This window comes from Chrysosporum bergii ANA360D (genome assembly GCF_029891735.1).
GTDB lineage: Bacteria > Cyanobacteriota > Cyanobacteriia > Cyanobacteriales > Nostocaceae > Umezakia > Umezakia bergii.
This window is the reverse complement of the sequence record NZ_JANQDH010000046.1, coordinates 49,756-62,381: the sequence shown is the minus strand read 5'-3', so window position 1 is coordinate 62,381 and position 12,626 is coordinate 49,756. Positions and strand designations below refer to the sequence as shown.

At 43.2% G+C, this 12,626-nt stretch carries 11 protein-coding genes; 3 read left to right on the top strand and 8 right to left on the bottom strand.

Annotated elements, in window-relative coordinates; translation table 11 throughout:
• Positions 1-397: 397 nt before the first annotated feature.
• From ilvD to NWP17_RS07110, 3 genes are all read right to left on the bottom strand, one after another.
• Positions 398-2,089, bottom strand: coding sequence for a dihydroxy-acid dehydratase (gene ilvD / locus NWP17_RS07120; RefSeq protein WP_280654217.1), 1,692 nt, complete (start codon positions 2,087-2,089; stop codon positions 398-400).
• A gap of 128 nt (positions 2,090-2,217) precedes the next feature.
• Positions 2,218-2,973 carry a pentapeptide repeat-containing protein gene (locus NWP17_RS07115; protein ID WP_280654216.1) on the bottom strand — a complete coding sequence of 252 codons (756 nt, stop codon included), beginning with the start codon at positions 2,971-2,973 and terminating at the stop codon, positions 2,218-2,220.
• A 53-nt stretch (positions 2,974-3,026) separates the two neighbouring features.
• Positions 3,027-4,652: a cation:proton antiporter gene (locus tag NWP17_RS07110; protein WP_280654215.1), complete on the bottom strand. Its 1,626-nt coding sequence runs from the start codon at positions 4,650-4,652 to the stop codon at positions 3,027-3,029.
• 268 nt (positions 4,653-4,920) lie between these two features.
• On the opposite strand from NWP17_RS07110, the gene NWP17_RS07105 reads away from it, so the two are divergent.
• Positions 4,921-5,787 (top strand): M48 family metalloprotease, encoded by an 867-nt coding sequence (locus tag NWP17_RS07105; RefSeq protein ID WP_280654214.1) that lies wholly within the window; start codon positions 4,921-4,923, stop codon positions 5,785-5,787.
• 86 nt (positions 5,788-5,873) lie between these two features.
• Here the strand turns inward: NWP17_RS07105 and NWP17_RS07100 are convergent, their stop codons facing one another.
• Positions 5,874-6,548 carry a LuxR C-terminal-related transcriptional regulator gene (locus NWP17_RS07100; RefSeq protein WP_280654213.1) on the bottom strand — a complete coding sequence of 225 codons (675 nt, stop codon included), beginning with the start codon at positions 6,546-6,548 and terminating at the stop codon, positions 5,874-5,876.
• A gap of 83 nt (positions 6,549-6,631) precedes the next feature.
• On the opposite strand from NWP17_RS07100, the gene NWP17_RS07095 reads away from it, so the two are divergent.
• On the top strand, positions 6,632-7,294 hold the full coding sequence (locus NWP17_RS07095) for a DUF3386 domain-containing protein (protein ID WP_280654212.1): 663 nt from the start codon (positions 6,632-6,634) through the stop codon (positions 7,292-7,294).
• Positions 7,295-7,401: 107 nt separating this feature from the next.
• On the opposite strand, the gene NWP17_RS07090 is transcribed toward NWP17_RS07095, so the two are convergent.
• From NWP17_RS07090 to NWP17_RS07075, 4 genes are all read right to left on the bottom strand, one after another.
• On the bottom strand, positions 7,402-8,172 hold the full coding sequence (locus NWP17_RS07090; protein WP_280654211.1) for a Uma2 family endonuclease: 771 nt from the start codon (positions 8,170-8,172) through the stop codon (positions 7,402-7,404).
• 108 nt (positions 8,173-8,280) lie between these two features.
• Positions 8,281-10,569, bottom strand: coding sequence for a 1,4-alpha-glucan branching enzyme (glgB, locus tag NWP17_RS07085; protein ID WP_280654210.1), 2,289 nt, complete (start codon positions 10,567-10,569; stop codon positions 8,281-8,283).
• Positions 10,570-10,803: 234 nt separating this feature from the next.
• Entirely contained in the window at positions 10,804-11,127 is a 324-nt protein-coding gene (locus NWP17_RS07080) for a hypothetical protein (protein WP_280654209.1), read from the bottom strand.
• A 250-nt stretch (positions 11,128-11,377) separates the two neighbouring features.
• Positions 11,378-11,587 (bottom strand): hypothetical protein, encoded by a 210-nt coding sequence (locus NWP17_RS07075; RefSeq protein ID WP_280654208.1) that lies wholly within the window; start codon positions 11,585-11,587, stop codon positions 11,378-11,380.
• A gap of 372 nt (positions 11,588-11,959) precedes the next feature.
• Here NWP17_RS07075 and NWP17_RS07070 point away from each other — a divergent pair, with 372 nt between their 5' ends.
• Positions 11,960-12,625 (top strand): hypothetical protein, encoded by a 666-nt coding sequence (locus NWP17_RS07070; protein WP_280654207.1) that lies wholly within the window; start codon positions 11,960-11,962, stop codon positions 12,623-12,625.
• The last annotated feature ends 1 nt before the right edge of the window (position 12,626 follow it).

The window sequence follows — 12,626 nt, the reverse complement described above, 5'->3', positions numbered from 1 at the left end:
CTTCTTGACGAGGATTGGTTATTGTTTCGCTTTCAAAGTATTTTGTTTTCTCGGTTCAGTCGTGGCTGCTTTTTTCTTGCCACTTTTTTAATATAACTACTCTGTTTGGCTTTGTCAAGGGGTTGAGCAAAAATTTTTTTTGGGGGGATAATAACGGTGATTTGCTAGACCCAGAGCCTAGTTGAGAGGATTATGTAGATTTGACCGAACATCAAGGGCGAGCAGAGCTACTCACTTCAGACATGGGGGTTAGCTGTTGGCGATTTTAATCGCCTTCCCCATTCTTCAATTAACTCCCTTGCACTAATACCCCTAATTTTTGGTTCTTAACCATGCCCTAGGTGTTAAAAATACCTTGACACTCCCCCAGGCTAAATCCGGGGGGGATGTCTAATAGCTAATTATCAAATAAGTCTAAATCTGTGACTGCGCCCACACTGCTAGAAGATACCAATTTGGCATACTTAGCCAGTACCCCTTTGGTGTAACGGGGTGGACGGGGTCGCCAGTTAGCGCGTCTGCGGGCTAATTCTTCATCTGGTACGTTTAACTGTAACAAGCGAGCAGAAGCATCAATGGTAATGGTATCACCTTCTTCTACAAGAGCGATCGCACCGCCCACAGCTGCTTCAGGGGCTACGTGACCAACCACCATACCGTAAGTACCACCGGAAAAGCGCCCATCGGTAATTAAACCCACTGCGTCACCCAACCCAGCCCCAATAATTGCTGAGGTGGGAGCCAGCATTTCTCGCATTCCTGGACCCCCCTTTGGACCTTCATTACGAATGACCAGAACATCACCCGCATTAATTTGTCCTGCCAGAATCGCTTGTAAACAAGATTCCTCAGACTCAAATACCCGTGCTGGACCAGTAATAATTGGCTTTTTAACTCCAGTTATTTTAGCGACAGCCCCTTCTTTAGCTAGATTGCCTTTGAGGATGGCTAGGTGTCCTTGGGCATACATTGGTTTATGCCAAGGTCGAATCACATCTTGGTCGGGGGATGGTTCATCTGGGATATCCGCTAGGACTTGGGCAACTGTTTCACCACTAATAGTCAGACAATCACCGTGTAGTAAATCATGCACAAGCAGCATTTTCATTACTTGGGGAATACCACCCACTCTGTGCAAGTCTGTGGCGACATATCTACCACTAGGTTTTAAATCACATAAAACTGGGACACGTCCACGGATAGTTTCAAAGTCGTCTAAAGTTAGTTCTACATCAGCAGCACGAGCGATGGCTAAAAAATGCAATACTGCATTTGTGGAGCCTCCCACTGCCATAATTATAGAAATGGCATTTTCTATGGATTTACGGGTGATAATTTGCCGGGGTAAGATTTGCTTACGAATGGCTTGTACTAAGACAAGAGCAGATTTTTCTGTACTATCGGCTTTTTCTGCGTCTTCTGCTGCCATGGTGGAGGAAAAGGGTAAACTCATGCCCATTGCTTCAAAGGCAGAAGACATGGTATTTGCTGTATACATACCACCACAAGAACCAGCGCCAGGACAAGCTTGACGTTCCACTGCTAACAGTTCATCAGCATCAATTTTGCCGGCGCTGTACTCACCCACCGCTTCAAAGGAACTAACAACGGTTAAATCTTTACCTTTGTAATGGCCGGGTTTAATTGTACCACCGTAAACAAAAATAGCAGGGATATTCATGCGGGCGATCGCTAACATTGCTCCGGGCATATTTTTATCACAGCCACCGATGGCCAGCACACCATCCATACTTTGACCATTACAGGCGGTTTCAATAGAATCAGCAATTACCTCCCGCGAGACTAAGGAATATTTCATTCCCTCAGTTCCCATTGAGATCCCATCGCTAATGGTAATTGTACCGAACATTTGCGGCATTGCCCCGGCGTTTTTGATGCCAATTTCGGCTCTTTGTGCTAGTTTATTAATCCCCATATTACAGGGAGTGATGGTACTGTAACCATTGGCAATGCCCACAATGGCTTTATTAAAATCCTCATCTTGAAAACCAACTGCACGCAGCATAGCTCGATTAGGCGATCGCTGCACTCCCTGGGTTACAACTCGGCTTCTCAAATTTTCTGACATTTTTTTCCTTCCGTGCCGTTCTATAGCTTAGGTGGCGTAGCCATAACGTGTATTGCGATTGTATTACCTTTCTGATGCACAGGCAGGACAATTAAGGTTAAGAAGTATTTTTTTTAGTGACTCCGCCATTAGAAAGGTAAAAATTGCAGTAAAACCGAACCAAGACTACCCATAAAGTCAAAAAAGCTGGGTTTACCAGCACTGACTTGATCAGAGTAAGGTGTTTGTAGTTCTTTGATAAAGGCTTCTGCTGTTTCCATTCCGGTTTCGTTGTTTTGCACTGTAAACAGTTTTTTGGCAATTTGAGCATCTTGGAATGCACCTTCTCTGTCAAATATTTGGTAACGAGCCACACCACGGGCTAAATAGGCTCCCGGATATTCTGGTTGGGATGCGATCGCTTGATTAAAATAACTGATAGCCTGTTGTTGGTTGCCTTTTTGTGCTTCTGCTACCCCTAAAGCATAAAATTCTTCTGGTGTAGCGACTTGCATGGATATACCAACAGCACCTTGAAAGTTAACACCATTGACGTTAGCACCATTAAACTCTGTATTAGCTAGGTAAGTATTTCTCAAGTCAGCACCCACTAAGTTTGCGCCACTGAGTTTAGCGGCGCTGAGGTTCGCACCAAATAAACCAGCCCCGGTTAAATTTGCCCCGGTTAAATTTGCCCGACTCAGGTTAGCATTGGTCAGATTAGCACCGCTTAAATTCGCTCCAGATAAGTCAGCCATGACTAAACCTGCATTAGTCAAATCACAGTTTTGACATTCCTTAGTTGCTAATAACTGTCTGACGTGTTCAAAGTTGGCAGCGTGGGCAGTTTGTGTCAGGGTGATTGTAGTTATAAATACGGATATGGCTAAGATGTGGTTTTTCATATTCATACACCAGCTTAATTTATAGCTTTACACTAAACTAGTTTCTCACAACACTAAAGTTGACGATCTTCTACCACAATCACAGGTATCGGACTAGTTTCTAAAACAGCTTGAGATACTGAACCAATGAGGACTGTTTCCCAAGGCTGATGACCGCGTTTTCCCATGATGATTGCTGTGGCGTTACACTCTTGAGCAATGCGAACAATTTCCTCAGTGACAACACCTGTAAGAGTTATAAACTCATATCTAATATCCGATAACAGCTGTTGAGCTTGTAACTGTAGTTTGCGGACTTCTAGCCCATTGGGGATATTAACTATATGCAAAACCATCACTTCTGCATTACTGCGGCGTGCTAAATCTGCCACTTTGGTTAAAACTACTGTTGCTAAAGGGGATGTATCAACTGCTGCTAGTAATACAGTAGAAGTGGGAACAGTAATTTTTGTAGGGTTAACTTCTCCCCTGATCAATAATTTAGGCGCAAAACTCATAGTAGCCCAAGCCCCTAAAGGTGCTGTAATTAAAATAGACAAAGCAGCAACGGCTAAAATTATTTCACCTCCAGCAATTCCTTGAGCTTGGGGGATTGCACCAATGGCAGCTTGAACTGTAGCTTTAGCAGAATTTCCCGGTAATAAAAACAATCTTTCCCGCCAATTCCAATTACTACCCCATGTAGAAAGATACCAACCTAACATCCGACCCATAAGTAAACCAATTATCAAAATTAAAATACCGGGTAAGAAAATTTTTGCTAACACTGAGAGCGGAATAGTTGCACCCAGTAAAACAAACAAAAAAATCTCACCTACTATCCATAAACTATCAAACCCACCGCGCAACCGCCGGGCTAGGGGTGCATCTAATTCAATTAAGAAAAATCCCACACTCATTGCTGCTAAATAGCCAGAAAAATAAGGCAAGCCCTGGGCAGAAATTACTAAAAATAAAGCGATACTAGCAGCAATTACAGTATCTTGAACCGCGTTTTGAGTCCAATTTTGTTTGACTAACAGCACCACCAGCAAACGAGCCGCTAAATAACCGCAAACTACTCCTAGGACAACCTGCATAATAACTTGCACTGGTAGCAGTTGCAGAGGAGTTAGAGTTAAACCCCCAGGAAAGATAATTTCTTCCCAACCTGTATCACTCCAGAAGCCCAGCAACAAGCTAAAAACCAGCAGTAGCAGCACATCAGATAAAGCACTCCCGGTCAAAATTGCATCGGGTATGCCCTTAGTCACCCCCAAGCCTAAACTTTTAAGTCTTAGCATTCCCGGAACAATCACAGCTGGGGATTCTGCGCTAATAATACAGCCTAAAAGTAACCCAGTGAGAAAATCAAAGTTAAAAATTACCATAGCAGCAACAGCGATGGCGATCGCTTCCGTTGTGGCTGGTAAAAATCCCAAACGAAGGGCGACGCTTCCCTGTTCAACTAACTTTTCTCTATCTAATCCCAAACCAGCCCTCATAAGAATAATCATCAGTGCCAATGTTCTCAAATCATCAGCAGCATCTAACATCCCTGGACTAATGAGATTAAATACTTGGGGTCCAATAATTATCCCCACTAAAATCATCCCAACTAAAGAAGGAGTGCCTAAACGCCGGGCAATTTCACCAACAAAAAAGCCCAAAATTAACACCCACAATACACTCTCTAACATTTCCATAACTCCTGGAATTGGAACTTACAGACACTCTCTTCAACTCATTCTCCGCCGCCTCTGGGCCCTTTGCGGTTCCTGAATTTAGCCCATCTGCTCAAATTACCGGATAAGTTATGTTTTAAACCATTCCTTGGGGAAAACCGTACTTATTTGATAGGCTTTCTGTACTACACACCAAACTTTAGCTAAGTAAAATGAAAGTGCAACTAGTAATGAATGCTGTTGTTGAGAAAAACCAATACAGTATGAGCAGGAGAGCAAAAATATGACCAATCAACTAAAAACCGTTGCTTTACTGGCTGTCCTCAGTGGTTTATTAATTGCAATTAGCTATTGGATCATTGGCGGTACTGGTGGCTTAATCATAGGAATTGCCCTAGCAGCAGTGACAAATCTGTTTTCTTGGTATCAGTCAGATAAAATTGCACTAACTGTTTACCGGGCCCGTCCTGTGAGTGAAGCCGAAGCCCCGGGGCTTTACCGCATGATACAAAGGTTGTCTGAACGTGCTAATATCCCCATGCCAGGAGTTTACATTGTTCCTGGACAAACTGCCAATGCCTTCGCGACGGGACGAGATCCAGAACACGCAGCCATTGCGGTTACCGAAGGGATTTTGAACATATTGCCAGAAGATGAACTAGAAGGGGTAATTGCTCACGAAATCACCCACATTATTAATCGTGATACTTTAACACAAGCTGTTGCTGCTACCATTGCCGGGGCTATTTCGTTTTTGGCACAAATGGTTAGTTATAGTTTATGGTTTGGTGGTGGGCGAAATGGTGAGAGAAATGGAAATGCTTTAGGTATTTTGTTAACGGTAATATTTGCCCCCATAGCTGCCACAATTATTCAGTTAGCAATTTCCCGCACCAGGGAATTTTCCGCCGATGCAGGTTCTGCTAGATTAACTGGTAATCCCCGCGCTTTAGCTAAGGCGCTGCAAAGGTTAGAAGCCACAGCTAGGCAACTTCCTTTAAATGCTAACCCAGCTTTTGAGCCGTTATTGATTATTAATCCGATTTCTGGTAAGTTTTTGGGTAATTTATTTTCTAGTCATCCAGCAACGGAAGCACGAGTGGAAGAATTACTAAAATTAGAGGAACAAATGCTAAAAGCGGATTATTAGACATAGAGTTAAAATATGCTCTTTTGTAAGCTTTTGTAGGGACGTTCTCTGGAACGTCTCTATATTATTGAGTGTTGAACATCGGTCTAATTAAGCGAAATCAAATGCAGTTTTGCTACCATTTCACTGCGAGCCGAAACCCCCAGTTTACGAAACATCCGTTTTAGGGCTTGCTTAACAGAATTTTGGGTAATCCAGAGTTGACGGCCAATTTCCGCATTTGTTAACCCCTGGGCGACTAACTGGGCAATTTCTAGCTCACGAGGGGTTAAAGGACTAACTAACAAAGAATTAGATAGTTTAGGTTTTTGCGCGCGGAGAGTGGCGAGTTTGGCTGATAAATGAATGCACAAAGCGCTAAAATCAGCCAGGTCATCAGTGGTGAAAGCTTCGGTTCCTTGATTGCGGGCTAGGTTTAAAGTCCCCACCAGACGACCATCGCCAACAATTGGCCCGGTCATCACGTGTTCATGGTCGTGACGGGAACAGAAATTTCTCCAATCCCCTGGTGATAATATTAATTGCTCATGGGCGGGAGCGTGCCTTTCAACCACATAGCGCCCCACTGGGTTGTTCTCCATACATACTGCGGGAATAACCTGAACATTGCTCCCCCCCGTTGGCTGTTCATCGAGTAGATAGATACCGCAATGTTGTACAGCGAAATATTCACGAATTTGATCCATGACAGCCAGTTGTAGTTGCTGCTCGTTGGTGACATTAGCGATCGCCTGAAATACAGTGTAAAGAGAATTAGGCATAAGTGTACCCAGTTGGGGACTATGCGAAGCTTGATATTTACTTATATCCTAATACCAGGCAAGATAAAACGCTAATGAAGCATATGACCATTACAAAACTGTCTGCTCAAGAACTTTTCCGGGCTGCTTATGAAAATCGCTACACTTGGGATAAGTCTTTTCCAGGTTATACAGCAGATATCACATATAAATATGACGAGCAAGTATTTAGAGGTAAAGTAGTTATTGATGCTAACCTAAAAGCGGAAGTGTTGGACGTAGAAGATGAACAGGCAAAAAAAGCCATCCACGGTCAGGCTTGGGAAATTGCCATTCACCGCGTCCGTCGAAGCTTTGAAGATACCCACAGCGCCAATACATTCAGTTATGGCAACACTGACGAAACCGGGGCTACTGAAATCTTAGTCGGTGGTAAATGTGCAGGGGATAAATATCAAGTTCGCGATAACGAAGTGTGTCACGTTCACCGTTTTATTCACAGTACTGTCGTCACAATTAACACTTTTAGCAGTCATGACACAGGAGCAGGTTACTTGTCTCACACCTATGACTCTGTATACCATGACCCCACAACAGGAGAACAAAAGGGTGGTAGAAGTGAATTTACCGATGAATATGAAAAAGTTGGTGAATACTTCATTTTAAATCGTCGTGAAATTCGTACTGAAACAGCGGAAAAAATTTCTATTCAAGAATTTGTTTTCTCCAATATTGAATTGTTATCACCTGTTGCTGCTGAAGCTTGATTGTTAATCAAATCAATTTCCCGAACTGTCGTAGAGAAGTTCCCTGGAACTTCTCTACATTCTTATGATGTTGGTTTCCCAGACTGAAGACCATTAACAATCAGCAGTTAAAAGGATTCGATCTCAGAGACACTTAAACCTGTTAACCTAGCTACCTGTTCTAGGTTCATCCCGGTGTTGAGCAAATTACGGGCAGTTTGTAGCAATTGTGAGTGTGCGTTATCTGCTCTTTGGCGTTCTTGTTCTGCTCTTTGGTGTTCTTGTTCTGCGGGTGTTGGTAATAAATCACCCTCCAGGGTTACCCAGCGTAACCAAGTAGCATTAATGCCTTTATAATTTCCTGGCCACAGTTGTAATCCTAAACGCAAAGATTGACTGACTAACTGGTTTTGAGCATTAACAGCTATGGGTTGATAAACTCCTTTGTCTAGGGAGAAACCGGCTAAATCTTCCGGGTTAAAAGGGTCATACCAAAAATACTCTGGTACACGCATTTGATTTTGATAAATCAACTTTTTTTCGTTTTTGTCTGTTGATGCTGTGCTAGTAGAAAGTAATTCAATAACTACATCAGGTGCTTTCCCTTCTTGCCAAACTACCCAACTGCGGCGTTCTCCTTGGGGAACTCCCAATACAGCGAAAAAATCTGGACCTTTAAAGTCTTGGTTCCGTACCTGAGCGAGACTGTAGTAAACGAACATATTACCACCGATAAACCCATCTTCTCGTTCTCCCAACCAAGGTAATAAGGCATCTATAAGCAGGTCCATCTGAGCTTTATGTCGTGCGCTTTCCATCGGTATACCGTCATCGTAGGGTAATTCAGCTTCGGTGGGTGGGAGTTGAATATCCGGTGCAGCTAGGGTAGTTTCTGACATAGCTTTTCACCTATTAAATAATCATTGGGGGTCTTTTTATCTTACCCTACGGGTGATTGGCACTGGGTAGGTTTTGTGAGGGTGAGACCATACCCACCCTCACTGTTATTACATTACCTCGGCTGTTTTCTGCCGATCCAACTTCAGCATTAACACAGCCAAAGGTGGTAAACATAAATCTAGGGAGTGAGGACGACTATGTAATGACCAATTATCTGTCCATTTACCGCCTAAATTACCCATGTTACTGCCACCATAGCCACGGGCATCACTATTAAACAACTCGATGTAAAATCCCTGTTCAGGTACACCAATGCGGTAGTGCGCATGGGGTTGGGGTGTAAAGTTACAAACCACGACCACGAAATCATCAGAGTTCTTGTCACGACGGATAAAGGAAACCACGCTATGACTGTTATCGCTACAATCAATCCACTCGAAGCCTTCCCGGTCAAAGTCTTGAGTATATAAAGCCGGTTCGGAACGATAGAGATGGTTAAGGTCCTGGAAAAACTGTTTTAGTTGTTGGTGATCATCATATTGTAATAGTTGCCACTCCAAGTCTGCCCAAACGTTCCACTCACTCCATTGCCCAAACTCCATGCTCATAAACATGGTTTTCTTGCCTGGGTGGGCGAACATATAGCTAAATAAACAACGCACATTCCCTAATTTTTGCCATGTATCACCAGGCATTTTGCCGATGATGTTACTCTTGCCATGTACTACTTCATCATGGGACAGAGCCAGCATGAAGTTTTCGCTGTGGTGATACCACATACTAAAGGTAACGTTATTTTGATGGAATTGGCGAAACCATGGGTCCATGCTGAAATAGTCTAGGATGTCGTGCATCCAGCCCATGTTCCATTTTAAATTAAAGCCTAATCCCCCTGTGTAGGTTGGCCAAGATACCATAGGCCAGGCGGTGGACTCTTCGGCAATGGAGAGAATACCGGGGAAATAGCTAAAGATAATATGATTTACCTGACGCAGAAAATCTGCTGCTTCTAGGTTTTCTCTGCCACCGTATTGGTTGGGTAGCCATTCTCCTGCTTGACGACAATAGTCTAAATACAGCATGGAAGCTACGGCATCAACCCGAATTCCGTCAATATGGTATTTATCAAACCAGAAGAGGGCATTTGCCACTAGGAAGTTTCTGACTTCGTGACGATTGTAGTTAAAAACTAGAGTTCCCCATTCTTTGTGTTCGCCTTTGCGGGGGTCGGCGTGTTCATAAAGGTGACTACCATCAAAGAAGGCTAAACCATGACCATCTTTAGGAAAGTGACCAGGAACCCAATCGACTATTACGCCTATGTTGTTTTGGTGACACTTGTCAACAAAATACATAAAATCTTCCGGCCTGCCAAAACGTGAGGTGGGGGCATAATAACCCGTGACTTGATAACCCCAAGACCCATCAAAGGGATGCTCTGCAACGGGTAGCAGTTCTATGTGAGTGTATCCTAATTGTTTAACGTAGGGGATTAGTCGGTCTGCTAGTTCTCTGTAGGTGAGAAAACGCGCCCCTGGTTTTAGTTCGGAAACTATAACTACTGGTTCTGTTTCACCATTGGGTAATTTGGCTGGTTGTGAACTAGAGGCGTGTAACCAAGAACCTAAATGCACTTCATAGACAGAAATGGGTTGGGTGAGGGGGTCGGTGTGACGACGTTTCTCCATCCAGTCTTGGTCTGTCCAAGTGTAAGCATTTAAGTCAGTGACAATGGATGCTGTTTTCGGGCGGGGTTCCTGCTGGAAACCGTAGGGATCTGATTTTTCGTAAATGTGTCCTTCAAAATTTTTAATTTCATATTTGTAAGGCTCTCCTGTGCCAATTTCGGGAATAAATAATTCCCATACCCCAGTGGGTCCTTTTCTCATCTGGTGTTTACGCCCATCCCAGAGGTTGAAATCTCCCAGCAAGGAAACATTGCGGGCATTGGGTGCCCAAACGGCAAAGTAAACGCCTTTAACACCGTTGATTTCTGTGGGATGCGCTCCCATTTTTTCATATATCCGGTGATGATTGCCTTCACCAAATAAATGCAGGTCAAAGTCTGTTAAATTGGGATAACGGAAGGCGTAGGGGTCATAAATTACACGCTCATGTTCACCCTCCTTGATTCTTAACTGGTAGTTCTTTAGTTCTGCTACTTCAATGCTGCATTCAAAAAAATGGGGATGATGTACGGTCTGCATTGGGTATTCCTGACGTTGCTCAGGAAGAACTACCGATGCTGCACTGGCATTTGGTAGGTATGCTCGCACAGCCCAGAATTTTTTACCATTTTGTTCTATGGGATGAGAACCGAGGATTTCAAAGGGATCATGATGCCTATTCCCCACTATGAGATCAACTTGTTCTGGGACAATTGTAGTCATGGACATGAGGCTACCTACGTCTTAATAAAGTAATTGATTGATATATTCCCATTGCTGACCCTGTTGAGTACAGCGTGGGTTTGCCAACAAAGAACTAAATTTATGGCTCTAATTAATATTAGTTACATTCATTCACAACTTTACTTCCACAGTCATAATACATCAAAATGGAAGTTGAAAACTGAAGATTGAGAAAGGGGAAGATGTATAAAAGATGTAATAATTATTTATAGTTATTGGTCAAATATCCAGAAAAGGGAAGATTTGTAGTAAAGCTTTACGTATTTTTAACAGGTAAACAGCCTGGCGTACACCAGACCTCAGTTTGGGTGGGGGACTGACTTGTAATTGCTCTTGTAATTCTGCGTATTCCGCAGCATTCAGGGGTTGACCATCAACAGGCGATCGCCCGTCTATAATAATTTCCGTCCTTAATATTTCTTCTGGTACGTCTTCTGGTGGTGGCAATGCTACTACAGGTGTTCCCCAATAGCTGGTTAAACAGACTAGGGTGATGGTGCTGATACCTAAAACCCCAAACCATGTTTTTTTATTCTTGCTCATTTTCCTGGTTACTCACAGTCCCGGTGGTAATGGATAAGTAATGTTATGCTTGTTGTACTTAGATTTCCTAGGAAGGACACGTGGTTGCAGATGAATCCATGTTCACCAGTGTCCTTGAGGCCTTGACTTGGTTACGACTTTTACTTTACCACTCTAAAACCGGCTGTACATTCGCCCGAAACTAAAATTAATTACCGTAAAAAATGTTACTATAATTAACCTTGGCTGGGGCGATTTCCACGGTTAAAACCTATGGAGTGGTTTCCGGTGTTGGGGAGGGACTGGTTTCCGGTGTTGGGGCGGGACTGGTTTCCGGTGTTGGGGCCGGAGTAGCAGTATCAGCTGGCTCACCGGGAGCGGGAGTAGCAGCTGGTGGTGCTTCTTGAGTAGCAGGCTGACAAGCTCCAAGAATCCCAGCCAGACCTAGCGTGAGAACAAAACCAAAGATTTTCGTCTTCATTGTAAACTCCTCTTTCACCAAAATAAGGGCGATGAAAAAAAATTCGCCTGTTGAATAAGATAACCTATTTGTTGCTAATTTTTTAAATCCCTTCTACTGATATTTTTTCAAGCTCCCCCTAAGTTGATTGTTGTGATTTTAGTTACTCTACGGAGTATGATAACTGAATAGCCCAATATAATTAAGAGTAAATTTGCCATACAACCAAAACAGGATTTTGAAATTGCCTATTTTTCTGGAGTCTTGCTCTTTATCCTCTAGTCTTGCCATACTTTAAATGCGGTATTGATTGTTCTCAATGCCCCAGGCAATATAGTCCAAAGCTCTAAAACATAGTATTTTAAGTTTCACAACTAAAATCTTCCCACACTTATGGTTGTTGTACGTAAATCCCCCTTCGCCAACACAGGTAATTGGTTCCAGCGAAATTCTACCCCGTCCCCAAGGAAGCGACGCTCCACTAGGATAAAATCAACTCTTGTTAGAACACATGAACTAGAAAACCAACCCTTACCAACATCCGCCCAAAAACAAAGGCGTACGCCAAAAAAATCCTCAATTTCTGCCAATAACCCCTTGCCAGACATATCTAAACAATTAAATACAACCACCCCAAGAAATCATCAGTCAAACTTTTTGGGTGTACCTGTAATGCCCAATTCTGGGGCATTGCCGTTGTGGTTACTACGATTGTATACCTCACATCGTTATTCCTCAGTAGTCACGTTTTTATTGGTGACAGCAACTTTATGTGTCTATGGTTGGACAGTTTATTCTCAACAACTGTGGAGTCAAGGATATAAAAAGCTACAAAACCTGCAACTTCAGGAACGCCAGTTAACCACCACCAACGCCACCCTAAAGAACAAAATGGCGGAGGAAGCCGAAAAGGAAACATCCGGGCTAGTGTCACCCACCCCGGCCAAAACAATTTTTTTACCCACAGGGTCTCCATCTCAGAGTTCTGGTAAAACACTCCTAAGCACCCCTGGAAATGCGGAAACCCATAAACCCACTCCCTCACCATTAGGATATTAAA

Bases quoted from the DNA above. Each gene is read 5' to 3' on its own strand.
- ilvD (WP_280654217.1), bottom strand. From the start codon at position 2,089: ATGTCAGAAAATTTGAGAAGCCGAGTTGTAACCCAGGGAGTGCAGCGA.
- NWP17_RS07115 (WP_280654216.1), bottom strand. From the start codon at position 2,973: ATGAAAAACCACATCTTAGCCATATCCGTATTTATAACTACAATCACC.
- NWP17_RS07110 (WP_280654215.1), bottom strand. From the start codon at position 4,652: ATGTTAGAGAGTGTATTGTGGGTGTTAATTTTGGGCTTTTTTGTTGGT.
- NWP17_RS07105 (WP_280654214.1), top strand. From the start codon at position 4,921: ATGACCAATCAACTAAAAACCGTTGCTTTACTGGCTGTCCTCAGTGGT.
- NWP17_RS07100 (WP_280654213.1), bottom strand. From the start codon at position 6,548: ATGCCTAATTCTCTTTACACTGTATTTCAGGCGATCGCTAATGTCACC.
- NWP17_RS07095 (WP_280654212.1), top strand. From the start codon at position 6,632: ATGACCATTACAAAACTGTCTGCTCAAGAACTTTTCCGGGCTGCTTAT.
- NWP17_RS07090 (WP_280654211.1), bottom strand. From the start codon at position 8,172: ATGTCAGAAACTACCCTAGCTGCACCGGATATTCAACTCCCACCCACC.
- glgB (WP_280654210.1), bottom strand. From the start codon at position 10,569: ATGTCCATGACTACAATTGTCCCAGAACAAGTTGATCTCATAGTGGGG.
- NWP17_RS07080 (WP_280654209.1), bottom strand. From the start codon at position 11,127: ATGAGCAAGAATAAAAAAACATGGTTTGGGGTTTTAGGTATCAGCACC.
- NWP17_RS07075 (WP_280654208.1), bottom strand. From the start codon at position 11,587: ATGAAGACGAAAATCTTTGGTTTTGTTCTCACGCTAGGTCTGGCTGGG.
- NWP17_RS07070 (WP_280654207.1), top strand. From the start codon at position 11,960: ATGGTTGTTGTACGTAAATCCCCCTTCGCCAACACAGGTAATTGGTTC.